20 protein-coding genes and 5 tRNA genes are annotated in these 24,898 nt (G+C 67.0%); 3 read left to right on the forward strand and 22 right to left on the reverse strand.

The genetic code is table 11. The features are described from left to right. Window positions 1–30: 30 nt before the first annotated feature. The 14 genes from rpoB to ABB33_RS09730 all read right to left on the reverse strand — a co-directional run bounded on the left by rpoB (window position 31) and on the right by ABB33_RS09730 (window position 12,284). Complete coding sequence (gene rpoB, locus ABB33_RS09665; RefSeq protein ID WP_056932020.1) at window positions 31–4,224, reverse strand: DNA-directed RNA polymerase subunit beta; 4,194 nt, start codon at window positions 4,222–4,224, stop codon at window positions 31–33. 309 nt (window positions 4,225–4,533) lie between these two features. Next, on the reverse strand, window positions 4,534–4,902 hold the full coding sequence (gene rplL, locus ABB33_RS09670) for a 50S ribosomal protein L7/L12 (RefSeq protein WP_054663288.1): 369 nt from the start codon (window positions 4,900–4,902) through the stop codon (window positions 4,534–4,536). Window positions 4,903–4,965: 63 nt separating this feature from the next. Next, window positions 4,966–5,499 carry a 50S ribosomal protein L10 gene (gene rplJ, locus ABB33_RS09675; protein WP_054663285.1) on the reverse strand — a complete coding sequence of 178 codons (534 nt, stop codon included), beginning with the start codon at window positions 5,497–5,499 and terminating at the stop codon, window positions 4,966–4,968. Window positions 5,500–5,882: 383 nt separating this feature from the next. Then, window positions 5,883–6,581 carry a 50S ribosomal protein L1 gene (gene rplA, locus ABB33_RS09680; RefSeq protein WP_054663283.1) on the reverse strand — a complete coding sequence of 233 codons (699 nt, stop codon included), beginning with the start codon at window positions 6,579–6,581 and terminating at the stop codon, window positions 5,883–5,885. Between the two features lie 4 nt (window positions 6,582–6,585). Further along, window positions 6,586–7,014, reverse strand: coding sequence for a 50S ribosomal protein L11 (gene rplK, locus ABB33_RS09685; RefSeq protein ID WP_054663281.1), 429 nt, complete (start codon window positions 7,012–7,014; stop codon window positions 6,586–6,588). 202 nt (window positions 7,015–7,216) lie between these two features. Then, the gene (gene nusG / locus ABB33_RS09690; protein ID WP_056931950.1) at window positions 7,217–7,777 is read right to left on the reverse strand and encodes a transcription termination/antitermination protein NusG; all 561 of its coding nucleotides are present in this window, start codon (window positions 7,775–7,777) and stop codon (window positions 7,217–7,219) included. Between the two features lie 10 nt (window positions 7,778–7,787). Next, window positions 7,788–8,195 carry a preprotein translocase subunit SecE gene (gene secE / locus ABB33_RS09695; protein WP_054663276.1) on the reverse strand — a complete coding sequence of 136 codons (408 nt, stop codon included), beginning with the start codon at window positions 8,193–8,195 and terminating at the stop codon, window positions 7,788–7,790. Window positions 8,196–8,242: 47 nt separating this feature from the next. Beyond that, a tRNA-Trp gene (locus ABB33_RS09700) sits at window positions 8,243–8,318 on the reverse strand. 107 nt (window positions 8,319–8,425) lie between these two features. Beyond that, a complete protein-coding gene (gene tuf, locus ABB33_RS09705) occupies window positions 8,426–9,616 on the reverse strand; it encodes an elongation factor Tu (protein WP_054663274.1) in 1,191 nt (396 codons plus the stop codon). 47 nt (window positions 9,617–9,663) lie between these two features. Then, a tRNA-Thr gene (locus tag ABB33_RS09710) sits at window positions 9,664–9,739 on the reverse strand. A gap of 37 nt (window positions 9,740–9,776) precedes the next feature. Next, window positions 9,777–9,850, reverse strand: a tRNA-Gly gene (locus tag ABB33_RS09715). Window positions 9,851–9,877: 27 nt separating this feature from the next. Then, a tRNA-Tyr gene (locus ABB33_RS09720) sits at window positions 9,878–9,963 on the reverse strand. A gap of 136 nt (window positions 9,964–10,099) precedes the next feature. After that, complete coding sequence (locus ABB33_RS09725; protein WP_056931951.1) at window positions 10,100–11,119, reverse strand: isoaspartyl peptidase/L-asparaginase family protein; 1,020 nt, start codon at window positions 11,117–11,119, stop codon at window positions 10,100–10,102. A gap of 151 nt (window positions 11,120–11,270) precedes the next feature. Then, the gene (locus ABB33_RS09730) at window positions 11,271–12,284 is read right to left on the reverse strand and encodes a cyanophycinase (RefSeq protein ID WP_182212525.1); all 1,014 of its coding nucleotides are present in this window, start codon (window positions 12,282–12,284) and stop codon (window positions 11,271–11,273) included. Between the two features lie 189 nt (window positions 12,285–12,473). Between ABB33_RS09730 and ABB33_RS09735 the strand changes: the two genes are divergently transcribed. Further along, window positions 12,474–15,269 carry a TonB-dependent receptor gene (locus ABB33_RS09735; protein ID WP_056931952.1) on the forward strand — a complete coding sequence of 932 codons (2,796 nt, stop codon included), beginning with the start codon at window positions 12,474–12,476 and terminating at the stop codon, window positions 15,267–15,269. 298 nt (window positions 15,270–15,567) lie between these two features. Here the strand turns inward: ABB33_RS09735 and ychF are convergent, their stop codons facing one another. From ychF to ABB33_RS09775, 8 genes are all read right to left on the reverse strand, one after another. Then, window positions 15,568–16,659, reverse strand: a complete 1,092-nt coding sequence (gene ychF, locus ABB33_RS09740) for a redox-regulated ATPase YchF (RefSeq protein WP_056931953.1) — start codon at window positions 16,657–16,659, stop codon at window positions 15,568–15,570. Window positions 16,660–16,735: 76 nt separating this feature from the next. Continuing rightward, window positions 16,736–17,317, reverse strand: coding sequence for an aminoacyl-tRNA hydrolase (gene pth, locus ABB33_RS09745; protein WP_054663259.1), 582 nt, complete (start codon window positions 17,315–17,317; stop codon window positions 16,736–16,738). 51 nt (window positions 17,318–17,368) lie between these two features. After that, window positions 17,369–17,971 (reverse strand): 50S ribosomal protein L25/general stress protein Ctc, encoded by a 603-nt coding sequence (locus ABB33_RS09750; RefSeq protein ID WP_054663257.1) that lies wholly within the window; start codon window positions 17,969–17,971, stop codon window positions 17,369–17,371. 107 nt (window positions 17,972–18,078) lie between these two features. Next, window positions 18,079–19,038: a ribose-phosphate diphosphokinase gene (locus ABB33_RS09755; protein ID WP_056931954.1), complete on the reverse strand. Its 960-nt coding sequence runs from the start codon at window positions 19,036–19,038 to the stop codon at window positions 18,079–18,081. A gap of 132 nt (window positions 19,039–19,170) precedes the next feature. Next, window positions 19,171–19,247, reverse strand: a tRNA-Gln gene (locus ABB33_RS09760). 11 nt (window positions 19,248–19,258) lie between these two features. After that, the gene (ispE, locus tag ABB33_RS09765; protein WP_056931955.1) at window positions 19,259–20,131 is read right to left on the reverse strand and encodes a 4-(cytidine 5'-diphospho)-2-C-methyl-D-erythritol kinase; all 873 of its coding nucleotides are present in this window, start codon (window positions 20,129–20,131) and stop codon (window positions 19,259–19,261) included. Beyond that, window positions 20,128–20,778 carry a lipoprotein insertase outer membrane protein LolB gene (lolB, locus tag ABB33_RS09770; RefSeq protein ID WP_056931956.1) on the reverse strand — a complete coding sequence of 217 codons (651 nt, stop codon included), beginning with the start codon at window positions 20,776–20,778 and terminating at the stop codon, window positions 20,128–20,130. Before lolB ends, ispE begins: the two co-directional genes overlap by 4 nt. Beyond that, window positions 20,775–22,460 carry a tetratricopeptide repeat protein gene (locus tag ABB33_RS09775; protein WP_054663246.1) on the reverse strand — a complete coding sequence of 562 codons (1,686 nt, stop codon included), beginning with the start codon at window positions 22,458–22,460 and terminating at the stop codon, window positions 20,775–20,777. Before ABB33_RS09775 ends, lolB begins: the two co-directional genes overlap by 4 nt. A 68-nt stretch (window positions 22,461–22,528) precedes the next feature. Between ABB33_RS09775 and hemA the strand changes: the two genes are divergently transcribed. Together hemA and prfA are read left to right on the forward strand one after the other, a co-directional pair. Next, complete coding sequence (gene hemA / locus ABB33_RS09780; RefSeq protein ID WP_056931957.1) at window positions 22,529–23,812, forward strand: glutamyl-tRNA reductase; 1,284 nt, start codon at window positions 22,529–22,531, stop codon at window positions 23,810–23,812. Continuing rightward, window positions 23,790–24,875 carry a peptide chain release factor 1 gene (prfA, locus tag ABB33_RS09785; protein ID WP_056931958.1) on the forward strand — a complete coding sequence of 362 codons (1,086 nt, stop codon included), beginning with the start codon at window positions 23,790–23,792 and terminating at the stop codon, window positions 24,873–24,875. Before hemA ends, prfA begins: the two co-directional genes overlap by 23 nt. The last annotated feature ends 23 nt before the right edge of the window (window positions 24,876–24,898 follow it).

Below are 24,898 nucleotides of genomic sequence, written 5' to 3' on the forward strand. Positions count from 1 at the left end.
CGCCGCATCGCTGCGGCGGCGCCTGCTCGATCAGTTGTCTTCCAGTTCCATGTTGATGGCCAGGGAGCGGATTTCCTTCACCAGCACGTTGAAGGATTCCGGCATGCCCGCGACCATCTCGTGCTCGCCGTCGACGATGTTCTTGTACATCTGGTTGCGGCCCTGCACGTCGTCGGACTTCACCGTCAGCATTTCCTGCAGGGTGTAGGCCGCGCCGTAGGCTTCCAGCGCCCAGACTTCCATCTCACCGAAGCGCTGGCCGCCGAACTGCGCCTTGCCGCCCAGCGGCTGCTGGGTGACGAGCGAGTACGGACCGGTCGAACGGGCGTGCATCTTGTCGTCGACCAGGTGGTTCAGCTTCAGGTAGTGCATGTAACCGACGGTGGTCTTGCGGTCGAACGCCTCGCCGGTGCGGCCGTCGTACAGCTGCATCTGCGTCTTGCTGGCGTTGAAGCCCAGCTGCTCGGTGTCCTTGTCGCCGTCCGGGTATGCCAGGTTCAGCATCTCGCGGATCTCGTCCTCGTGCGCACCGTCGAACACCGGGGTGGCCATCGGCACGCCGTCGGTCAGGTTGCGGGCCAGTGCCACCAGCTCCTCGTCGCTGAACTGCGACAGGTCGACGCGATCACCGGCCAGCTTGCTGTCGTGGTTGTAGATCTTGCCGAGGAACTCGCGCAGCTCGTTCACCGCACGCTGCTGCTCCAGCATCTTCTGGATGCGCCGGCCCAGGCCCTTGGCGGCCCAGCCCAGGTGCACTTCGAGGATCTGGCCGATGTTCATGCGCGACGGCACGCCCAGCGGGTTCAGACAGATGTCCACCGAGGTACCGTCGGCCATGTACGGCATGTCCTCGACCGGCACCACGTTGGAGACCACGCCCTTGTTGCCGTGGCGACCAGCCATCTTGTCGCCCGGCTGGATGCGGCGCTTCACCGCCAGGAACACCTTGACCATCTTCAGCACGCCCGGGGCCAGATCGTCGCCCTGGGTGATCTTGCCGCGCTTGTCGGCAAAGCGGCGCTCGAACTCCTTCTCGTGCGCCTGGATCTGCTTCTGGGCGCGCTCGATCGCCTCGGAAGCGTCCTCGTCCTTCATGCGCAGGGTGAACCAGTCGGCCTTCTTCAGGCCATCCAGGAAGGCGTCGGTGATGGTGTCGCCCTTCTTCAGGCCGGCACCGCCGTTGGCCACCTTGCCCACGATCTGCGAGCGCAGGCGCGCGTAGATCGCCGCTTCCAGGATGCGGAACTGGTCGTCGAAGTCCTTCTTGACGCGCTTGATCTCGTTCTCTTCGATCTGGCGCGCGCGCTTGTCCTTCTCGATGCCGTCGCGGGTGAAGACCTGCACGTCGATGACGGTGCCGTCCATGCCCGGCGGCACGCGCAGCGAGCTGTCCTTAACGTCGGAAGCCTTCTCGCCGAAGATCGCGCGCAGCAGCTTCTCTTCCGGGGTCAGCTGGCTCTCGCCCTTCGGCGTGACCTTGCCCACCAGGATGTCGCCGGCGCGGACTTCCGCACCGATGTACACCACGCCGCTCTCGTCCAGGCGGTTCAGCGCCTGCTCGGAGACGTTCGGGATGTCGGCCGAGATTTCCTCCGGCCCCAACTTGGTGTCGCGCGCGACGCAGGTCAGCTCTTCGATGTGGATCGTGGTGTAGCGATCCTCTTCCACCACGCGCTCGGAGAGCAGGATGGAGTCTTCGAAGTTGTAGCCGTTCCACGGCATGAACGCGATCAGCATGTTCTGGCCCAGGGCCAGCTCGCCGATGTCGGTCGACGGGCCGTCGGCCAGCACGTCGCCGCGGGCGATCACGTCGCCCACCTTCACCAGCGGACGCTGGTTGATGCAGGTGTTCTGGTTCGAGCGGGTGTACTTGATCAGGTTGTAGATGTCGACGCCGGCGTCGGACGCGTCGGTGATCTCGTTCTCGTTGACCTTGACCACGATGCGGCCGGCGTCGATCTGCACGATATCGCCGCCACGACGGGCGTTCACGGTCACGCCCGAGTCACGCGCCACCGCGCGCTCGATGCCGGTGCCCACCAGCGGCTTCTGCGCACGCAGGGTCGGAACGGCCTGGCGCTGCATGTTCGCGCCCATCAGTGCGCGGTTGGCGTCGTCGTGCTCCAGGAACGGCACCAGCGCCGCGGCGACCGACACGGTCTGCATCGGCGAGACGTCCATGAAGTGCACTTCCGCCGGCGGCTTCAGCAGCGACTCACCCTGGTAGCGGCACGGCACGAACTGCTCGGTGAGCATGTTCTTGGCGTCGGTCAGGGCGTTGGCCTGGGCGATGACGTACTCGTTCTCCTCGATCGCCGACAGGTACTCGACGTCGTCGGTGACCTTGCCGTCCACGACCTTGCGGTACGGGGTCTCGAGGAAACCGTACTGGTTGGTGCGGGCGAACACGGCCAGCGAGTTGATCAGGCCGATGTTCGGGCCTTCCGGGGTTTCGATGGTGCAGACGCGGCCGTAATGGGTCGGGTGCACGTCGCGCACTTCGAAGCCGGCGCGCTCGCGGGTCAGACCGCCCGGGCCCAGTGCCGAGACGCGGCGCTTGTGCGTCACTTCCGACAGCGGGTTGTTCTGGTCCATGAACTGCGACAGCTGCGAGGAACCGAAGAATTCCTTGATGGCAGCGGCGACCGGCTTGGCGTTGATCAGCTCCTGCGGGGTCAGGCCCTCGGACTCGGCCATCGACAGGCGCTCCTTGACCGCGCGCTCGACGCGGACCAGGCCCACGCGGAACACGTTCTCGGCCATTTCGCCGACCGAACGCACGCGGCGGTTGCCCAGGTGGTCGATGTCGTCCACCACGCCACGGCCGTTGCGGATCTCGGTCAGGACCTTGATCACGTCCAGGATGTCGGAACCGTCACCGTGGGTGGAGACCAGGCGCTTGGACTCTTCGTCGTTGCGCTCGCCGAAGTACTTGCTGTCGTACAGCACGGCTTCGCCGGTGACTTCCTTGCGGCCGACACGGCGGTTGAACTTCATGCGGCCGACCGTGGACAGGTCGTAGCGCTCGAAGGTGAAGAACAGGTTGTGGAACAGGTTCTGCGCGGCGTCCTTGGTCGGCGGCTCGCCCGGGCGCATCATGCGGTAGATCTCGACCAGGGCCTCGAGCTGGGTCTTGGTCGGGTCGATGCGCAGGGTGTTGGACAGGTACGGGCCACGGTCCAGGTCGTTCACCCACAGGGTGCCGACCGCGTCCACGCCGGCCTTGCGGAAGTTCTGCAGCTGCTCTTCGGTGATCTCGTCGTTGGCCTGGGCCAGCAGTTCGCCGGTGTTGGCGTCGACCACGTCATGCGACAGGATGCGGCCGACCAGGTAGTCGTCCGGCACGGCCAGCGCGGCGATGCCCGAGGCCTGCAGCTGCTTGACGTGGCGCGCGGTGATGCGCTTGCCGGCTTCCACGATGACCTTGTCGCCATCGGCCAGGTCGAAGCCCAGGGTCTCGCCACGCAGGCGTTCGGCCACCAGCTCCAGCTGCACGCCCTCGCCTTCCGGCAGGATGTGGAAGGTGTTGATGTCGAAGAACTCGTTGAGCATTTCTTCGTTGTTGTAGCCGAGCGCGCGCAGCAGGATCGACACCGGCAGCTTGCGGCGGCGGTCGATACGGGTGAACAGCGCGTCCTTCGGGTCGAACTCGAAGTCCAGCCAGGAGCCGCGGTAAGGAATGATGCGGGCGCTGTACAGCAGCTTGCCCGAGCTGTGCGTCTTGCCGCGGTCGTGGTCGAAGAACACGCCCGGCGAACGGTGCAGCTGCGAGACGATGACGCGCTCGGTACCGTTGACGATGAAGGTGCCGTTGTCGGTCATCAGCGGGATTTCGCCGAGGTAGACCTCCTGCTCCTTCACGTACTTGATCGCCTTGGTGGACGATTCCTTGTCGTAGATGACCAGGCGCACGGTCACGCGCAGCGGCGCGCCGTAGCTCATGCCGCGCTGGCGGCACTCGCGTTCGTCGAACACCGGCTCGCCCAGCTTGTAGCCCACGTACTCCAGGGCGGCGTTGCCGCTGTAGCTGGAGATCGGGAACACCGACTTCAGCGCGGCGTGCAGGCCGTGGTCGGAGCGCTTGGCCGGGTCAGTGTTCTCCTGCAGGAACTCGCGGTAGGAGTCGACCTGGATGGCCAGCAGGAACGGCACCTCGAGGATCGAGCGCTGCTTGCCGAAATCCTTGCGGATGCGCTTTTTTTCGGTGTACGAATAGGACGTCATGGGATCTTCCACCTTGTTGTGCGGGCCGTGCGTCCACGACCCGGAAGGGAACTTTTAAATTGTCAGTTGGAAGTCGCTGGTATTGCCGGCACCAGCACGCCTTCTCCCGCTACTTCCAACTGCCAACTCGTCTGCCTGCCACCCTGCCCGCCGCGCGATGCGCTGGCCGGCCTGGCTTGGAACGCAGCCCGTGTTGGGCTTTTCACCGCACCGGGCACCGCCGGGCTCTACAACGACCAAAGGCCGGGGGCTTTAGGCCCCCAGCCCTGGCTGCATCGCCGTGAATCGATGGCGACGCAAGGGAACTGCTTACTTCAGCTCGACGGTGGCGCCGGCGGCTTCCAGTTCCTTCTTGAACTTCTCGGCGTCTTCCTTCGAAGCGCCTTCCTTCACGACGCCACCGGCCTCGGCCAGATCCTTCGCTTCCTTCAGGCCCAGGCCGGTGATGGCGCGGACGGCCTTGATCACTTCGACCTTCTTGGCGCCGGCATCCTTCAGGATGACGTTGAACTCGGTCTGCTCTTCCACGGCAGCGGCCGGGCCGGCAGCGGCGACGGCCATGACCGGGGCAGCGGCGGAAACGCCGAACTTGTCTTCGATGGCCTTGACCAGCTCCATCACTTCCATCAGGGACTTCTCGGCGATGGCGTCGACGATCTGTTCGTTGGTAAGGGACATTTTGATTACCTTTGGAAAATATTCTGGGTTGAGGTTCTATTCAGAACCACGGAAACGTCGAACTCAGGCGGTTTCAGCGGCCGGCTCGGCAGCTTCGACAGCCGCACCACCGTTCTGCTTCTCACCAACAGCCTTGACGGCGCGCGCGAACATGGTGACCGGCTCGGTCAGGACGCGGGCCAGCATGGCCAGGGCCTGATCACGGGTCGGCAGCGATGCCAGCACATCGACGTGGCTCGGCGGGTAGACTTCGCCACCCACTGCCACGATCTTCGCCTGCAGCTTGTCGTTGCCCTTGGCGGCATCCTTGATCAGGCGACCGGCGGCGCCGGGCTCCTCGAGCGAAAACGCATACAGCAGCGGACCGACCATCTGGTCCTTGGCGACTGCGAATTCGGTGCCTTCGACGGCGCGCGCGGCCAGCGTGTTCTTGACAACCTTCAAGAAAACGCCGGTTTCGCGGGCCTGCTTGCGCATCGCGGTCATCTGAGCGACCGTGGTGCCAGCATATTCGGCTGCGATCAAGGAGTGGGCCTTGGCGGCGACGTCTGCCAGTTCGGCGACTACTTCTTGCTTCTGGGACAGATTGAGAGCCATTGCACTCCTCCAATTGAACTCCGCTTACGGCTCCTGCCGTGTGCGGTCCTGTGCGGCATCCATCCTGGACGCCGGGAGCATCGGGGTGACGCTCCGGTGGTGGCCATTCCAGACCTGGAGTGTGCTGGCCCGGGGAATCCCAGACCTGCGTGAACCAGAAAAACTCCAGAAGGGCGGCACCATCTACGCAGGGTGATTCCGGGGAATCGATTAAGCGATCCCGCTATGCCGGCGGCGACTCCTTGCCAGATCGAGCTTCCGTGCCCGTCGCCGGTATGCGCTGACCGCGCCTGCGGTCTTTGACGGCTACCGGGCCGGACGAACCGGCTCGGCGCCTTCAAAATGACGGACGCGGCACAGGGTGCCGCATCCGCTTGAAACGATTACTTCAGGGTCAGCGACGACTGGTCGACGGTGACGCCCGGGCCCATCGTCGAGCTGACCGAAACCTTCTGCAGGTAGGTGCCCTTCGAGGTGGCCGGCTTGGCCTTGATCAGGTCCAGCAGCAGCGCCTGCAGGTTCGACTGCAGCGCGGCGTTGTCGAAGCTGGCCTTGCCGATGGTGCAGTGGATGATGCCGGCCTTGTCGGTGCGGTAACGGACCTGGCCCGACTTGGCGTTCTTCACGGCTTCACCCGGGTTCGGGGAAACGGTGCCGACCTTCGGGTTCGGCATCAGGCCGCGCGGGCCCAGCACGGTGCCCAGCTTGCCGACGACGCGCATGGCGTCCGGGGTCGCGATGACGACGTCGTAGTTCAGGTCGCCGGCCTGCATCTTCTCGGCCAGGTCGTCCATGCCGACGGCTTCGGCGCCAGCGGCCAGGGCTTCGTCAGCCTTGGCACCGGCCGGAGCGAACACGGCGACGCGCACCGACTTGCCGGTACCGGCCGGCAGCACGGTCGAACCGCGCACCTGCTGGTCGGACTTCTTCGCATCCACGCCCAGGCGCACGGCGACGTCGATCGACTCGACGAACTTGGCCTTGGTGGCGGTCTTCAGGATATTGATCGCGTCCTCGAAGGCGTAGCTCTTGCCCGGGACGACGGCGGCCTTGATGGCCTTCTCACGCTTGGTCTGTGCCATCTGATTAACCCTCCACCACCAGGCCCATGGAACGGGCCGAGCCCGCGATCGTACGCACGGCGGCGTCCAGGTCGGCAGCCGTCAGGTCCGGCTCCTTCGCCTTGCAGATTTCTTCAAGCTGCTTGCGGGTGACCTTGCCCACCTTGTCGGTGTTCGGGCGCTTGGAGCCCGAGGTGATGCCCGCCGCCTTCTTGAGCAGCACGGTGGCCGGGGTGCTCTTGGTGATGAAGGTGAAGGTACGGTCCGAATAGGCCGTGATGATCACCGGCACCGGGATACCCGGCTCCAGCTTCTGCGTGGCGGCATTGAACGCCTTGCAGAATTCCATGATGTTCAGGCCGCGCTGACCCAGCGCAGGACCGACCGGCGGCGAGGGGTTGGCCTGACCGGCCTTCACCTGCAGCTTGATGTAACCGACAACTTTCTTTGCCATTTGAGTGCTCTCCGGGTGCTAGCGCCTTGCGACAACAGGCTCCCCATCGGACCGGGAATCACGCGTCCCGGCATCGCGTTTTGAAATCTTGGAATCGCGGCAAAGGCCACCTCGCGGCGGCCTTTGGTCTCAGCCCCTTTCAGGGAGCCGGCAATTCTAGCAGTTTTTGCGCCGCCAACCTGAACAGGCTGGCGGCAGCACGTCAGACCGCCTTCTCGACCTGCCCGAACTCGAGCTCGACCGGGGTGGCGCGACCGAAGATCAGCACCGACACGCGCAGGCGGCTCTTCTCGTAGTTGACTTCCTCGACCACGCCGTTGAAGTCGTTGAACGGGCCGTCGATGACGCGAACCATCTGGCCCGGCTCGAACAGCACCTTCGGACGCGGCTTCTCGACGCCTTCCTGGACGCGATCCAGGATGGCGGCCGCCTCGTCGTCGCGGATCGGCAGCGGGCGATCGGCGGTGCCGCCGATGAAACCCAGCACCTTCGGGGTTTCCTTGACCAGGTGCCAGCTCTCGTTGTCGATGCGCGGGATGCCCGCTTCTTCGTGAGTCTCGATCTGGACCAGCACGTAACCCGGGAAGAACTTGCGCTCGGAACGGCGCTTCTGGCCGGAGCGCATCTCCACCACTTCCTCGGTCGGAACCAGGACGTCGCCGAAACGCTCCTCCATGCCCTCGCGGGCGATGCGGTCACGCAGGGCCTGGGCAACCGACTTCTCGAAGCCCGAATAGGCGTGGACGACGTACCAACGTTTCACTGTTATCTCCTCAACGCCCCAGGAACCACTGGGTCAGCTTCTGGATCACGAAATCGAAGCCACCCAGCAGCAGGCTCAGCACGATCACGACCACGATCACCACCCAGGTCATGCGGATGGCTTCCTGGCGGGTCGGCCATACGACCTTGCGCAGCTCGAACCGGGATTCGGAAAGGAATTCGCGGACCTGGTGACCCTTGGCGGTGAACATGAACAAGGCGCCGCCGGCAGCCAGGCCGACGACAACGGCCAGCGCACGCAGCTGACCCGACCATGCCCCCAGCTGCGCCGCACGCACCGGAGTGGAGAACCAGAACCAGACGAACAAGCCCGCCAGCACCAGCAGGGCGGCGCCAACGTACTTGACCATATCGCCACCGGAGGCGGCGCTCTTGGAATGCTCGATCTTGCTGTTCATCCGACTCTTGCTGCGGGCGCGACCAAGGTCACTGGATAGGTGGCAAGTGGCACGCCAGGAGGGACTCGAACCCCCAACCTGCGGTTTTGGAGACCGCTGCTCTGCCAATTGAGCTACTGGCGTATGACTTGGCTTGTTTCACGTCCCTTAGACGGCGAAGGCGGACCGAGGTTCCCGGCCCGCCATTCGCGTACCAGCGGCAGACTCAACTACCGCCGGGTACTGCAGGCTTACTTGGTGATCTTGGCGACGACGCCGGCACCGACGGTGCGGCCGCCTTCGCGGATCGCGAAGCGCAGGCCTTCGTCCATCGCCACCGGGTTGATCAGCGTGACCGACATCTTCACGTTGTCGCCCGGCATCACCATCTCGACGCCTTCCGGCAGCTGCACGGCGCCGGTGATGTCGGTGGTACGGAAGTAGAACTGCGGACGGTAGCCCTTGAAGAACGGGGTGTGACGGCCACCTTCGTCCTTGGACAGCACGTACACCTCGGCTTCGAACTCGGTGTGCGGGGTGATCGAACCCGGCTTGGCCAGCACCTGGCCGCGCTCCACGTCGTCACGCTTGGTGCCGCGCAGCAGCAGGCCCGCGTTGTCGCCCGCCTGGCCCTGGTCCAGCAGCTTGCGGAACATTTCCACGCCGGTCACGGTGGTCTTCTGGGTCGGACGGATGCCGACGATTTCGATTTCCTCGCCCACCTTGATCACGCCGCGCTCGATACGGCCGGTCACCACGGTGCCGCGGCCCGAGATCGAGAACACGTCTTCCACCGGCATCAGGAACGGCTTGTCGACGTCACGCTCCGGGGTCGGGATCCAGCTGTCCAGCGCATCGACCAGCTTCAGGATCGCCGGCACGCCGATCTCGCTCTGGTCGCCTTCCAGCGCCAGGCGGGCCGAACCGTGCACGATCGGGGTGTCGTCGCCCGGGAAGTCGTACTTGCTCAGCAGCTCGCGCACTTCCATCTCGACCAGCTCGAGCAGCTCAGCGTCGTCCACCATGTCGGCCTTGTTCAGGAACACGACGATGTACGGCACGCCAACCTGGCGCGACAGCAGGATGTGCTCGCGGGTCTGCGGCATCGGGCCGTCAGCGGCCGAGCACACCAGGATCGCGCCGTCCATCTGCGCCGCACCCGTGATCATGTTCTTCACGTAGTCGGCGTGGCCCGGGCAGTCAACGTGGGCGTAGTGGCGGGTCGCGGATTCATACTCGACGTGCGCGGTCGAGATCGTGATGCCACGCGCCTTCTCTTCCGGCGCGGCGTCGATCGAGGAGTAGTCCTTGAACTCGCCACCGAAACGCTCGGCACCGATCTTGGTCAGCGCGGCGGTCAGCGTGGTCTTGCCATGGTCGACGTGGCCGATGGTGCCGACGTTGACGTGCGGCTTGGTACGCTCGAACTTACCCTTGGACATGGCTGCTTCTTCTCGGTAACTGGTTGGTTATGGCGCTTTGAGCAAGATGGTGCTCACGAAAGGAATCGAACCTTCGACCTCCTCCTTACCAAGGAGGTGCTCTACCGACTGAGCTACGTGAGCGAGTTTTCCATTATGACATGTTTTCAATTTCGTTCAATGGAGCGGGAGACGGGAATCGAACCCGCACCATCAGCTTGGAAGGCTGAGGTTCTACCATTGAACTACTCCCGCACCGGGAAAACAGCCACAACATGAAACTGGTGGAGGGAGGTGGATTCGAACCACCGAAGGCGTAAGCCAGCAGATTTACAGTCTGCCCCCGTTGGCCGCTTGGGTATCCCTCCGCTCCACCCCTTTTTTGATGACCTTGGCCTAACCGGTCAGGGGTGGGAGAGCCCGCTATTCTGGTGATGGCACGCGATGCTGTCAACAGAAATTTTCACATTCCGCGAAATTTTCATTGCCGGCATCGGCACCCGCTCACTCGCCCGGCATCTTCAGCTTTTCGTCGGCGAAAATCGCCACGTGCGGCACGCCGTCGGCGCCGATCCAGCCGCGGTACATGCCCTCGGTGTTGAACGGCGTCGCCGCCTTGCCGTCGGCCGACAGCACGATGGCCCCGCCGTCGCCACCCATCGCCGGCAGGCGCTTGACGATGACCTCGTCGCCGGCCTGCGCCGGGGTCTCGCCGAGGTACTTCATGCGCGAGCAGATCTCATGGGCCGCGGCCAGGCGGATGTAGAACTCGCCCCAGCCGGTACCGGACACCGCGCAGTTGTCGCTGGCATAGGTGCCGGCTCCGATGATCGGGGAATCGCCCACCCGCCCGTAGCGCTTGTTGGTCATGCCGCCGGTGGAGGTGCCCGCCGCCAGCTTGCCCTGCGCATCGAGTGCCACCGCGCCGACGGTACCGAAGTGCTTGGCGGTCTCCAGGTCGGCGTGCGCCTGCCCGGCCGCCTCTTCCTTCAGCGCGCGCTGCAGCTGCTGCCAGCGCTTCTCGGTGCGGAAATACGACGGATCCACCTGCTCGATCTTCTGCTCGGCGGCGAACATCTCCGCCCCCTGCCCGATCATCATCACGTGCGGAGAGTGCTCCATCACCGCCCGTGCCAGCAGGATCGGGTTCTTGATGGTATGCACGCCCGCCACCGCGCCGGCACGCAGCGTGGCGCCATCCATCAGCGAGGCATCGAGCTCGTTCTTGCCGTCATGGGTGAACACCGCGCCACGCCCGGCGTTGAAGGTCGGGTCGTTTTCCAGCACGGTGATCGCAGCGGTCACCGCGTCCATTGCCGGCTTGCCGGCAGCGAGCGCCTCGTGGCCCTTGCGCAGTGCCGCTTCAAGCGCGGCGCGCGCGGCGCGCAGTTCTTCCGGATTGAGGTCCTGGCGCTCCACGCCGGCCCCGCCATGGATCACCAGCAGGGGGGAGGCAGGCGCGGCCACGGCCGCCACGGAAGACAACGACGCCAGGCCCAGCAACACCGCGGAAGTCAGCTTCATGTTTCTTCACTCAGGAAAGGTGCCCGATTCTAGGCACGCCTTCACTGCTCTGAACAGTCGCTGTCGGCACGGATCCACCCGTCGATGCCACGGAAAAGCAGAAAGGGGCCGAAGCCCCTTCCGCACCCACCCGCCAACGCAGCTGCCCGGATCAGTCCGGCTGCAGCTCGAGTTCGCCATCCACCACGTTGGCCACGGCGGTGAACGCCGGATTGTCGACCGTGAAACCGTCCAGGTGCAGGCGGCTGCCCGCACCGACCCCGGTCACCGGGATGGAGCTGAATTCCAGCGATTCGCCGCTGCTCAGGCGGTCGGCGGTGCGGTGCGGCATCACCAGCCACGCATAGCCGTCGTCGAGCGAGTAGACGCGGCCGCGGCCGTCGGCCTCGACGCACAGCGCGGTGTCCTCGTCCACGCCGATGCCGACGATGTCGTCCTGCCCCTTCTCCTGGGCGGCGCGGGCGACGAACACGATCAGCCTGCCCAGGCGCTCGCGTTTGGCGAAATGGGTGTCGGTGACCACGTTGGACAGATAGGGCATGGTCAGGAAGTCCTGGTCCATCGTGACCTTGCTGCCCATCGGGTCGCTCAGCGCGGCCGCCGAATTGACGCTGCCGCCGTCCAGCGCACCGTAGCTGTAGCCTCCCAGGATCGCCAGACCGGCACTGGTGCCGCCGATCGGCTTGCCCGCGGCGACGTGTTCGTTGAGGGCCTGGTTGAGTTCGGTGCCCTTCCAGAAGCGGATGTAGCGGGACTGGTCGCCACCGGCGATGAAGATGGCATCGGCGCCGCGCACCACCCGCAGCACGGCCGGGTCATCGGCGGCCTTGCGGTTGTCGAACACCAGGGTCTGCACCGAGGTGACGCCGCCGATGTCGTAGTACAGCTCGTTCTGCAGGTTGTCGTCGCCGGAGGCGCGCAGGATCACCACGCGGCCGTTGCCTGCGCGCTCGACCCACCACTGGAAGGCTTCGGGAACCCAGTCACCGCCCCCCATCAGCATCATCGCCGCCTGGGTCTGGCCCGGGCGCGCGGCATCCAGGTCGCCCACTTCGTAATAGCGGTAGCCCGGATCGGACAGCCCCCTGCTCCCCGCGGCAACCGCGCCGCCCGCCACGCCAAGCGCCGCCAGCACCAGGGCCAACCGCCCGAATCGGGACACCATCCGCCTCATACCGCCCTCCAGGACATCATGTAATCGCTTCCATAGCGTAATGCCAGACTTTCCGGCAGTGGTCAAGCGTGTAAAAAAGGTGTTAGATGATCACGCCCCATTCACGTTTGCCCGGGGCTCCCGGCGCTTGCGCGGGCCGGCCAGACACTTTCCGGAACACTTTCAGCAGAGACCTGATTCATGCGCAAACACGCAATGGTGTGTTCGATCCAGTTGGCCCTGCTTGGCATGGCCGCCTCCGCAACGGCCTTGGCCCAGAGCACCGACAACGATCAAACCAAGCAACTGGATACCGTGCAGGTCACCGGTTCGCGCATCCCGCGCGCGCAGGTGGAAGGCCCCGCGCCGGTCACCGTGGTGACCGCCGAGCAGATCCAATCGGCCGGTTTCACCTCGGTCCCCGACGTCCTGCGCTCGCTCAGCCAGAACAGCGGCACCGTGCAGGGCCAGCAGAACACCACCGGCGCGCAGTCGACTCCCGGCGCACAGGCGGTCGACCTGCGCGGCCTGGGGCCCAACCACACCCTGGTGCTGATCAACGGCCGCCGCATCGCCGATTTCCCGCTGCCGCTCAACGGCAGGAGCAACTTCACCGACGTCGGCAACATCCCGCTGGGCATGATCGACCGCATCGAAGTCCTGACCGGCAGCGCATCGGCGGTCTACGGCTCGGACGCGATGGCCGGCGTGATCAACTTCATCCTCAAGAAGTCCACCGACGGCACCACCATCGACTACCGCTACGGCGACACCAGCCGCGGCGGTGGCGAATCGCACGACCTGACCCTGACGACCGGCTTCGAGCAGGGCAACTTCAGCGGCATCGTCGGCATGGAGCTGCTCAACAAGCGCCCGCTGTGGGGCACCCAGCGCAACGTGCAGGATTCCACCCTCGACGCCCCGACCGAACGCCGCCGCCTGCCGCGCCTGATCGCCCAGATCACCAACTGGGAAGACGACGTCAACATCGCGCCCGCCGATGGCTGCAAGGCGCTTTCGGGCCTGAACGACGGCACCACCCACCTGGCCGAGGACCGCTTCGGCGAGCCCTACTGCGGCAGTGAGCGCGCCATCGCGTACCGCACCATCCAGAACGAGCGCAAGGGCATCAACGCCTACGGCTCGTTCGAATACCGCTTCAACGACGAACTGTCCTGGTTCGCCGACATGCAGATGGGCCACCAGACGGTGCGCCTGCTGACCGGCAGCAACGGCAACGACGTCGTCAGCGACGTCATGGGCTGGGAGTTCCACGACCCGGCGTCGACCAACAACTACCGCAACAAGGTGTTCTACAACGCCGCCACCGACAGCCGCGAGATCTGGTCGCGGCAGTTCTCGCCGGAAGAGATCGGCGGGCTGCGCAACCGCATGAACACCACCACCCAGAAGACGCTGGCGGTGACCACCGGCCTCAAGGGCATCTTCGCCGACGCGTGGAACTGGGAAGCGGCCTGGAACCACTCGCAGTACAAGGCCGACGTGGAGATGCCGCGGATCAACGCCGACGCCGCCAACCGCTTCTTCCTGGGCGAGCGGCTGGGCTACACCGACAGCGGCTACGCGATCTACAACCCGGATCCGACGCGCCTGTTCACCCCGCTGACGCCGGCCGAGTTCGCCTCCATCGCGGCCATGTCCACGTTCCGCCCGGTGGCCAAGAACGACAACGTCAGCTTCACCACCGACAACACCGCGCTGTTCTCGCTGCCGGCCGGCGACGTTGGCTTTGCCGGTGCGATCGAGTACGGCCGCCAGTCCTACCGCATCAACCCCGATCCGCTGGCCCTGACCGAGGACGCCTACACCGGTCCGCGCTACGGCGACGGCAGCGGCAGCCGCAACCACTGGAGCGCCGCGGGCGAACTGCGCATCCCGGTGCTGTCCACGCTGCAGGCCAGCCTGGCCGGCCGCTACGACCGCTACAGCTACGGCGGCAAGCACCCGGGCAAGTTCACCTACAGTGCGGGCCTGGAATGGCGCCCGCTCGACACCCTGCTGGTGCGCAGCTCCTATGGCACCGGCTTCCGCGCGCCGGACATGCACTACCTGTTCGCCGGCGACGACTACTACCGCACCCGCTACGCCACCGACTACTACCAGTGCCGCAGCGAGGAGCCGGGCTTCAGCGACGGTGACTGCTACGACGACGGCAGCTGGGACGTGAGCACCTTCGACGTCTACAAGGGCAACATCGAGCTGGGCGTGGAAACCAGCAAGTCGTTCTCGGCCGGCTTGGTCTGGTCGCCGCTGGACGGCCTCGACCTGGCGGTGGACTACTACCAGATCAAGGTCATGAACCAGGTCCAGGTGCAGGACCGCGAGCGCCTGCGCATCACCGAAGCCAACTGCCGCCTCGGCAAGACCGACACCGGCGTGGCCGTGGACGTCAACTCGCCGACCTGCCAGGACGCGCTTGCCCGCGTGATCCGCGATGCCGATGGCGACATCAGCAGCGTGCGCTTCGCGCCGATCAACATCGCCAAGGAGGAAACCTCCGGCATCGACGTCGCCGCCAGCTACAGGCTGCAGACCCGGGCCGGCGATTTCCGCGTCAACGGCAACTACACCTGGGTTAAGGACCACACCTTCCAGCGCTACCCGGGCGACGCGTCCGAGGACATGCTGCACTACAAGACCTTCAGCCCCGCGCTGCCGCGGGCCAAGGCGAACGTGGGCGTGAACTGGGACAAGGGGGCGTGGGGCGCCAGCCTGTTCGGCAACTATCTCGGCCGCGTTCCGAACTACGACGACGACGCCTGGACCCAGGCCACCTGGCGCTTCAACGCCGGTGCGCGCTACGACATCAGCGACCATCTGCGGGTGTCGCTGTCGGTCAACAACCTGTTCGACAAGATGCCGCCGAAGGACCCGACCTGGGCCAACTACCCGTACTACGACACCGCCTGGTTCGACAGCATGGGACGCAGCTACTTCGTGCAGGTCACCTGGAAGCTGGGCGGCAAGCCGCTGTAATACGCCTCCTTCCACGCAACAACGACAAGGCCCGCATCGCGGGCCTTGTCGTTTTCTGCGCCGGGACAACCGGCTCCGTCGATGCCGCGCGGGCACTGCCGGGTTCTCCACAGCGCATGTGCAGAAGGCAGGGAAAAGCCTGTGGAAAACCCCGGCGCGCGGCGGCGCTGCAGGGGCGGCGCGCACTCTGGCGTATTTTTGTCCAGGGCGGCAGGCGCCGTGGCAACACCCGTCGCGGGCCGCATATGCGAAGGCCCCGCATTGCGGGGCCTTCGTGCTCCGGGCGATGCGCCGCGGATCAGACGTTGAAGCGGAAGTGCAGGACGTCGCCTTCCTTGACGATGTAGTCCTTGCCTTCCAGGCGCAGCCGGCCGGCTTCCTTGGCGCCCTGCTCGCCCTTGAGGTTGATGAAGTCGTCGTAGCCGATGGTCTCGGCACGGATGAAGCCGCGCTCGAAATCGGTATGGATCACGCCCGCGGCCTGCGGCGCGGTGGAACCGGCGCGCAGCTGCCAGGCGCGGACTTCCTTCACGCCCGCGGTGAAATAGGTCTGCAGGCCCAACAGCCGGTAGCCGGCGCGGATGACCCGGTTCAGGCCGGGTTCTTCCAGCCCCAGGTCCTTGAGGAACTCGTCGCGGTCGGCATCATCCAGCTGCGCCAGCTCTTCCTCGATCGCCGCGCACACCGGGACCACCTCGGCACCTTCGGCCTCGGCGCGGGCACGCACCGCATCCAGGTGCGGGTTGTTCTCGAACCCGTCCTCGGCGACGTTGGCGATGTACATCAGCGGCTTGAGCGTGATCAGGAACATGTCGCGGACCAGCGCCTTCTCTTCCGCATCGAGCCCGGCCGAGCGCGCCGAGCGGCCCTGGTCGAGCACCGCGGCGAGCTTCTCGAGCACCGGCTTGCGCGCCAGCGCGTCCTTGTCGTTGGCCTTGGCCGCGCGGTTGGCGCGATCCAGCGCCTTCAGCACCGACTCCAGGTCGGCCAGCGCCAGCTCGGTATCGATGGTTTCGATGTCGGCGATCGGGTCGACCTTGTTGGCGACATGGATGACGTTGCCGTCCTCGAAGCAGCGCACGACATGGGCGATGGCGTCGGTCTCGCGGATGTGCGCCAGGAACTTGTTGCCCAGGCCCTCGCCCTTGGACGCACCGGCGACCAGGCCGGCGATGTCCACGAACTCCATGGTGGTCGGTATCACCCGCTCCGGCTTGACGATGGCCGCCAGCGCCTCGAGCCGCGGATCGGGCACCGGCACGATGCCGGTGTTCGGCTCGATCGTGCAGAACGGGAAATTGGCCGCGGCGATGCCCGCCTTGGTCAGCGCATTGAACAGGGTCGACTTGCCGACGTTGGGCAGGCCGACGATGCCGCATTTGATACCCATGCAACAAACTCCAGGATTCGGGATTCCGGCCTGTGCTCTCCACGGACACCGTCGTCCGCGAAAGCGCAGGCCGCAATCACGGCTTGCCGGTGTGCAGGCGCTTCATGGCCTCGTTGAAGTCGCCGGCGACCGCCAGCGGCAGCACGTCGATGGCGTCGTCGATGGCACGCGCGATCAGTACGTCGTCGTCCCTGGACGGACGACCCAGCACCCACGGCACCACGCGGTCCTTGTGGCCGGGATGGCCGATGCCGATGCGCAGGCGGTGGAACCTGCCATGCCCGAGCAGGCGGATGGTGTCGCGCAGGCCATTCTGGCCACCGTGGCCGCCATCGAACTTCAGGCGCGCCGTGCCCGGCGGCAGGTCCAGCTCGTCGTGCGCGAGCAGGGTCTGTTCCGGTTCGATTTTCCAGAACCGCTGCGCGGCGGTCACCGACTTGCCGGACAGGTTCATGAAGGTGGCGGGCTTGAGCAGCCATACCGGCTGGCCGCCGATGTCGACCCTGGCCACTTCGCCGAACAGCTTGGCGTCGAGCGCCCAGCGCGCGCCCGCCCGTTCGGCCAGGGCCTCAACGAAATGAAACCCGGCGTTGTGCCGGGTCCGGGCGTGTTCGGTTCCGGGATTGCCCAGACCGACGATCAAGCGCAAGCCAGTCATGCGTCCACCGTTGGCTGCGTCCGCCCGTTGCGGGCGGACGCAACCGGCCGATTACTCGGCGGCTTCCTCGGCAGCGCTCGGCGCCTTGGCGATGACCACGGCATCGTCGTGGTCCTTGCCCAGCTTCAGCGCCGGGATTTCCACGCCCGCCGGCAGCTTCAGCTGCGACAGGTAGATGATGTCGCCGGCGGTCAGGCTGGCCAGGTCGACTTCGATCGACTGCGGCAGGTCCTTCGGCAGGCAGGCGATGTGCACTTCCTTCAGTTCGTGGGTGACCAGCACGTCGGCGGTCTTGCCGGCCGGGGAGGTCTCCTCGTTGATGAAGTGCAGCGGCACGGTGGCGTTGAGGACTTCGTTCTCGTTCACGCGCTGGAAATCCAGGTGCATGACCAGCTGCTTGTACGGGTGGCGCTGCATGTCGCGCAGCAGCACCTTGTAGATGCTGCCATCGAGGTTCAGGTCGATGATCGAGGAGTAGAACCACTCGTTCTGCTGGGCCAGCCAGATTTCGTTGTGGTTGAACTCGACCATCGCCGGCTCGCGGTCACCGCCATAGACGATGCCCGGCACCAGGCCGGCGTGACGCAGGCGGCGGCTCGCACCCTTGCCCTGCACGTCGCGACGGGCGACTTTGATTTCGTGGGACTTTGCCATTGTTGACTACTCTTGGTTGTTGCACCGCATGCGGTGCGTGATGAAGGCATCCCCGCGACCAGGGATGCCGCTGCCGGTCCCGGCACGGCGCCGGGAACCGGGATTCTTCAATCCACGTACATCGAGCTGACCGATTCGCCGAAGGCGATGCGGCGCATCGTCTCGGCCAGCATCTCGGCCACGCTGATCTGGCGGATCTTGGTGCAGACACGGGCCACGTCGGACAACGGGATGGTGTCGGTCACCACCAGCTCGTCGAGCTGGGAGTTGTTCAGGTTGTCCACCGCCGGGCCCGAGAGCACGGCGTGGGTGCAGTACGCGGCGACCTTGACCGCACCGCGCGCCTTCAGCGCGGCGGCGGCGGCGCACAGGGTGCCGGCGGTGTCGACGATGTCGTCGACCATCACGCAGGTCTTGCCCTCGACGTCACCGATGATGTTCATCACCGTGGCGACGTTGGCGCGCGGCCGGCGCTTGTCGATGATCGCCAGGTCGGCGTCGTCCAGGCGCTTGGCCACCGCACGGGCGCGCACCACGCCGCCCACGTCCGGGCTGACCACGATCAGGTTGTCGGTGCCGTAGGCGCGCCAGATGTCGGCCAGCAGCAGCGGCGAGGCGTACACGTTGTCCACGGGCATGTCGAAGAAGCCCTGGATCTGGTCGGCATGCAGGTCGACCGTGAGGATCTGGTCGGTATGCACGGCCGAGAACATCTTGGCGGCGACCTTGGCGGTGATCGGCACGCGCGAGGAGCGCATGCGGCGATCCTGGCGGGCGTAGCCGAAGTACGGCACCACCGCGGTGACGGAGGCGGCGCTCGCGCGCTTGAGCGCGTCGATGATCACCAGCAGCTCCATCAGGTTCTCCGCGCTCGGCGCGCAGGTCGGCTGCACCACGAACACGTCCTGCTTGCGCACGTTCTCCTGGATCTCGACCTGCACTTCACCGTCGGAGAACTTGGAGACCAGGGCCTTGCCCGGCTGCACGCCCAGTTCCTTGCAGATGCTCTGCGCAAGGGGTTTGTTGGCATTGCCGGAAAAAACCAGCAGGTTCTGGGCGTCTTGCATGTGGGCTTTCTCGGGCGGCGGCGAAAGAGCGGAGCGGGGAAACATCCTGTGACGACAGCGTCCGGCATCCGCGGCCAGCGCTTTGCTTTCCCGCACTGGAACATGCGGGCTGCCACGGGAAAACCCGGGCAGTGGCAGGGGCGGTAGGATTCGAACCTACGAATGCCAGGATCAAAACCTGGTGCCTTGGGCCTCTTGGCGACGCCCCTGCATCAATCCTTCACTGCTTTGCTTCTAGTGCATCGAGCAATGGCGAGCGCGCTGCGCCCGCAACCACCCATGCCCGCAGCTGGCCCGGCAATTCCGCCATGGCGTGCTCGGCGGCAGCGCGCGTGGCGAATTCGACGAAACAACCGCTTCCCGACCCCGTGAGCCGTGCCCGGCCGACGCGCGAAAGCGCCTGGAACACCGCTTCGACGGCGGGTTCCCGGCATCGCAGCACCGGCTCGAACGCATTCCCGAGGACGGTCCCGGAAGCGAAGTCCGCTATTTTCGCGGGCGCGGCATCCCGCGTCAAATCCGGTGAACGGAACAGGTCGGCGGTGGGCACGTGCACGCCCGGATCGACCAGCAGATACCAGGCCGGCGGCAGGTCCAGTGGCTGCAGCAGTTCGCCGACGCCTTCGGCCCAGGCATTGCGCCCACGCACGAACACCGGCACGTCCGCGCCCAGGCCCAGGCCCAGCGCCGCCATCGCCTCCTCGCCCAGGCCGGTGCCCCACAGCGCGTTGAGCGCGACCAGCACGGTCGCCGCGTCGGACGAGCCACCGCCGAAGCCGCCACCGGCCGGGATACGCTTTTCGACGCTGATATCCACACCTTGCGCGCAATTGGTCGCACTTTTAAGGGAAATTGCAGCACGCACCACCAGATCATCGGCCTCGGCAACGCCGGGAACGGAGTGTCCCTCGCGGCGGACCTGGCCGTCGCCGCGCAGGCGCAGGCCGATGCGATCGCCCCAGTCCAGCAGGCGGAACACGGTCTGCAGTTCGTGGTAGCCATCCGGCCGCCGGCCGGTGATCCGCAGGAACAGGTTCAGCTTGGCCGGCGCCGGCCAGTACGACCAGCCGGCCGCGTCCACGACGGTGTTCATTGCCCGCCCATGCTCCATTCATCGACGATCAGCCGCACCTTGGCGTCGCCGTTGACCGCCTCGATGCGACGCGGCAGGGCCGGCCGCTGGGCGTCCTGCGGGTACCAGTCCAGATAATCGATCCGCCAGCCGTCCTGCTCCAGGACCCGCGGCAGCCCGGCGATGTCGTAGCCCTGGTAGGCCGGCGCGACCGCGTCCGCGGCGCGCATGCCGCGCACCCAGGCGGCCAGCTGCGCCACCGGAATGTCCCAGCCGGTGGCCTGCAGCAGCAGCTCCCCGGCATCGGCGCCGCTGCGCGGACCGCCCTCCAGCCCGTCAAGCCGCACCACCTGCCCGGCACCGCCGCTCAACTGCCAGCTCTGCCGCGTCACCGGCGCGGCCAGGCTGACCTGGTAGGCATCGCCGCGCTGCTGCCAGTCGATGCGCCCATTGCCGCCGTTGCGCCCCTTGCTGATCGCGACCCGACCCTGGAACGACCATGCCGGCACGGTATCGAGCACGGCCAGTCGCGCCGTTTCGACGGCCGGCTCGGTGGTCGAATGCACCGGCGTGGACGGCGACGCCTGCCGCGTCGCCAGGGATCCGCACCCCGCCAGCACACCGGCCAGCAACAGCACCGCCATGCACCGCCACAGCATTTCCGTCATACGCCAAGCGCCTCGATCGCACGCTGCAGCGCGCGGTTGTCCGGTTCCAGTTTGCGCGCCTCGTCGAAGAAGCGGCGCGCCTCGTCCTTCTGGCCGAGCATCCACAGCACCTCGCCGACATGCGCGGCGATCTCCGGGTCCTTGTTCAGGCTCCACGCCCGCCGCAGTTGCACCAGCGCCTCCTGGGTGCGCCCCAGCCGGTACAGGACCCAGCCATAACTGTCGACGATGGCCGCGTTGTCAGGCTCGGCCACGCGCGCGCGGTCGATCAGCTCCAGCGCCTCCTGGTAGCGGGTGGTACGGTCGGCCAGGGTGTAGCCCAGCGCATTGAGCGCGGCCACGTTCTCCGGCTCGGCCACCAGGATCTTGCGCAGGTCGGCCTCGGCGCGCGGGATGTCGTCGCGCCGCTCCCAGGCCAGCGCACGCGCATACAACAGTGCGCCGTCGTCCGGATAGGCCGCCAGGCCGCGGGTGAGGATGCCGACCTCGGCATCGTTGCGCGCGTCGCGCTGCTGCAGCTCGGCTTCCAGCAGATAGGCATCGCGGCGCACGTCGTCGTCCACCGAGGCATCGGCCTGGATCGCATGGACCTCCTCGGCCGCCTGCGCCTTTTCACCCAGTTCGTGCAGCGCGTTGACCGCGCGCAGCCGCGCCTCGCTGCGCTGCGGGCCGCCGGGTACGCCGTGGTACCAGTCCACCGCTTCGCGGTAGCGCTTGAGGTATTCGGCGATCCGGCCCAGCAGCAGGCGCTGGTCCGGATCGGGCTTGCCGGCCCGGGCCGAGATGTCCTGGTACAGCGCCAGCAGCCCGGCGTCGTCCTTCTGCTTGGCCAGCAGCGAGGCGCGCATGCCCCAGGTCTGCACGTCCTGGGTGCCGACCGCGAGCATGCGCTCGGCCGCGCCGGGCTCACCGAACGCGTCGTAGGCGAAGGCCAGCGCGTTGCGCAGTTCCTCGTCGCCGGCAGCCCTGGGCTCGATGCCCTTCAACAGGGCCAGCGCCTCGTCCTTCCTGCCGGCCTGGTTGAGCTGCGAGGCATGCAGCAGGGCCACCCGCGGTTCGTCGGGGAAGCGCCTGACCACCTCGCCGACCATGCGCCGCGCCAGCTCAGGGCGCTCCATCCGCAACGCCAGGCGGCCGAACTCCTGCCAGGCCTCCAGGTCGTTGGGGATCGCGTTGGCGTCGACCAGTTCGTCCAGCACCTTCGCCGGCACCGCCGGATCGCGGCCGCCGGTGGCCAGCGCCAGTACCGCGTAGCGCCAGGCCTGCGGCTCGCGCGAGCGCAATACCGCCAGCAGTTCCCTGCGGGCCAGCCGGGCATCCCCCTGGCGCAGTGCCAGCGAGGCGCGGGTGCCGCGCACCGCCAGCGAGCCGGGGGCACGCTGCGCCCACAGCGCCAGCGCCTCGGCGGCGCGGGCCTCGTCGTCGGCGAGCATGGCAATGCGGGTGGCGCGCTCGGCCAGGCCGACGTCGCCGGCGTCTTCACGCGCGGCCTGCAGGTACCAGCGCGCCGCGTCGGCCAGCTTGCCCGCCTGCAGGGAAAACTCCCCCGCCAGCACCGGCGTCAGCGACGCGGCCTGACCGGTGTCCGCCGGCGGCGGGGCCGCCAGCAGGGGGGCCGACGACAGGAGCAGCAGCGCAACGCTGCCTATACGGGTGAGCCGGGTTGGTCTGGAAATGGGCATCTGCGGCAATCGGGCCGTAAAATGGCGGCCATCAACAGCCAGCAGCTTATCGCAAGCAACTGAACAGAATGACCCTGTGGGTGCTCGGACTGAACCATCAGACCGCGCCGGTGGAACTGCGCGAACGCGCGGCCTTCGGCGGCGATGCGCTGTCGCGCGCGATGGACTCGCTGCGGCAGTCGCCGCAGCTGGCCGAAGCCGTGCTGCTGTCCACCTGCAACCGCACCGAACTGTATGCCGTGGCCGAGGACGGCCAGCACCTGTCGCGCTGGCTGGAAAGCCACGCCGGCGACCTGCAGGGCTATCTGTACGAGCACCGCGACGACGCCGCGGTGCGCCACCTGTTCCGCGTTGCCACCGGGCTGGACTCGATGGTGCTGGGCGAGCCGCAGATCCTGGGCCAGGTCAAGGACGCCTGGGCGCTGGCGCGCGACAACGGCGCCATCGGCCAGCACCTGGACCGGCTGTTCCAGCAGACGTTCTCGGTGGCCAAGCGCGCCCGTACCGATACCCGCGTCGGCGCCAACCCGATTTCGGTGGCCTCGACCGCGGTGCGGCTGGCGCAGGATTCGTTCGCGCGGCTGGAAGATTCGGCCGTGCTGCTGGTCGGTGCCGGCGAGACCATCGAACTGGCCGCCAAACACCTGGGCGAGTCCCGGGTGAAGCGGCTGCTGATCGCCAACCGCACCCTCGCCCACGCGCAGGACCTGGCCAGCCGCCACGGTGGCGTGGCGCTGCCGCTGACCGAACTGGAGCGCCACCTGGCCGAGGCCGACGTGGTGTTTTCGGCCACCGCCGCGCGCGAACCGGTGATCCTGCAGCGGCAGGTCGCCGCCGCGCTGCGCGTGCGCCGGCACAAGCCGATGCTGCTGTTCGACCTGGCGGTGCCGCGCGACATCGAGCCCGGCGTGGGCGAACTGGCCGACGCCTACCTGTACACAGTGGACGACATGGAGCGCGCCGTCGAGGAAAACCGCCGCAGCCGCCGCGAAGCCGCCGCCGAAGCCGAGGCCATCATCGACCTGCAGGTCTCGCGCTACATGGAGAACCTGCGCGCCACCCACCTGCAGGCGCCGCTCAAGCAGCTGCGCGCGTTCGGCGAGGCCACCCGCGCCGAACTGCTGGACAAGGCGCGGCAGCAGCTGGCCCACGGCAAGTCCGCCGACGAGGTGCTCGAGCAGCTCGCCCACGGCCTGACCAACCGCCTGCTGCATCCCCCTACCGCCGCGCTGCGGCAGGCCGCGCTGGAAGGCGACGCCGACCTGACCCGCGCCGCCCAGCGCCTGTTCCCGGCCGCGCCCGGGTATCGACACCCCGTTGCGAGGACCGATGACGCCGACCCTGCGCCGTAAGCTGCTGGCCCTGGCCGAGCGCCGCGAAGAACTGGAACGCCTGCTTGCCGACCCGGACGTGGTCGCCGACAACACGCGCTTCCGCGATTTTTCCCGCGAGTTCGCCCAGCTCGAGCCGGTCGCCAGCGCACTGGCCGCCGAAACCCGCGCCCGCGAGGATCTCGCCGCGGCCGAGGCGATGCGCGCCGATCCCGAACTGCGCGAGCTGGCCGACGAGGAGATCGCCGCGGCGCAGGCGCGCCTGCAGGCGCTGGACGAGGAACTGGCGCTGCTGCTGGTGCCCAGGGACCCGCGCGACGAGGGCAACCTGTTCCTGGAAGTGCGCGCCGGCACCGGCGGCGACGAGGCGGCGATCTTCGCCGGCGACCTGTTCCGGATGTACGCCCGCTATGCCGAACGCCAGGGCTGGAAGGTCGAGATCGAATCGGACAACCCCGGCGAGCATGGCGGCTACAAGGAAGTCGTGGCGCGCGTGGTCGGCCGCGGCGCGTATTCCAGGCTGAAATTCGAGTCGGGCACCCATCGCGTGCAGCGCGTGCCGGCCACCGAGTCGCAGGGCCGCATCCACACCTCGGCCGCCACCGTGGCGATCATTCCCGAGGCCGACGACGTGGAAGACATCGTCATCAACCCGGCGGACCTGAAGGTGGACACGTTCCGCTCTTCCGGCGCCGGCGGCCAGCACGTCAACAAGACCGAATCGGCCATCCGCATCACCCACGTGCCCACCGGGGTGGTGGTCGAGTGCCAGACCGAGCGCAGCCAGCACGCCAACCGCGACAAGGCGATGAAGCGGCTCAAGGCGCAGCTGCTCGACGCCGAGCGCAGCCGCCAGGCGGCCGCGCAGGCCGAGTCGCGGCGCCTGCAGGTCGGCAGCGGCGACCGCAGCCAGCGCATCCGCACCTACAACTTCCCGCAAGGCCGGATCACCGACCACCGGGTCGAGGGCCTGACCCTGTACGACCTGCCGAACGTGATCGAAGGCGACCTGGACGCACTGGTCGGCCGCCTGCTGCACGAGCACCAGGTGGATGAACTGGCGCGCCTGTCCGAAGGCACCTGAGCCGCGCGCGTCGTCGCCGCGGG

The sequence above is a fragment of the Stenotrophomonas acidaminiphila genome (assembly GCF_001431595.1).
GTDB classification, from domain to species: domain Bacteria; phylum Pseudomonadota; class Gammaproteobacteria; order Xanthomonadales; family Xanthomonadaceae; genus Stenotrophomonas; species Stenotrophomonas acidaminiphila.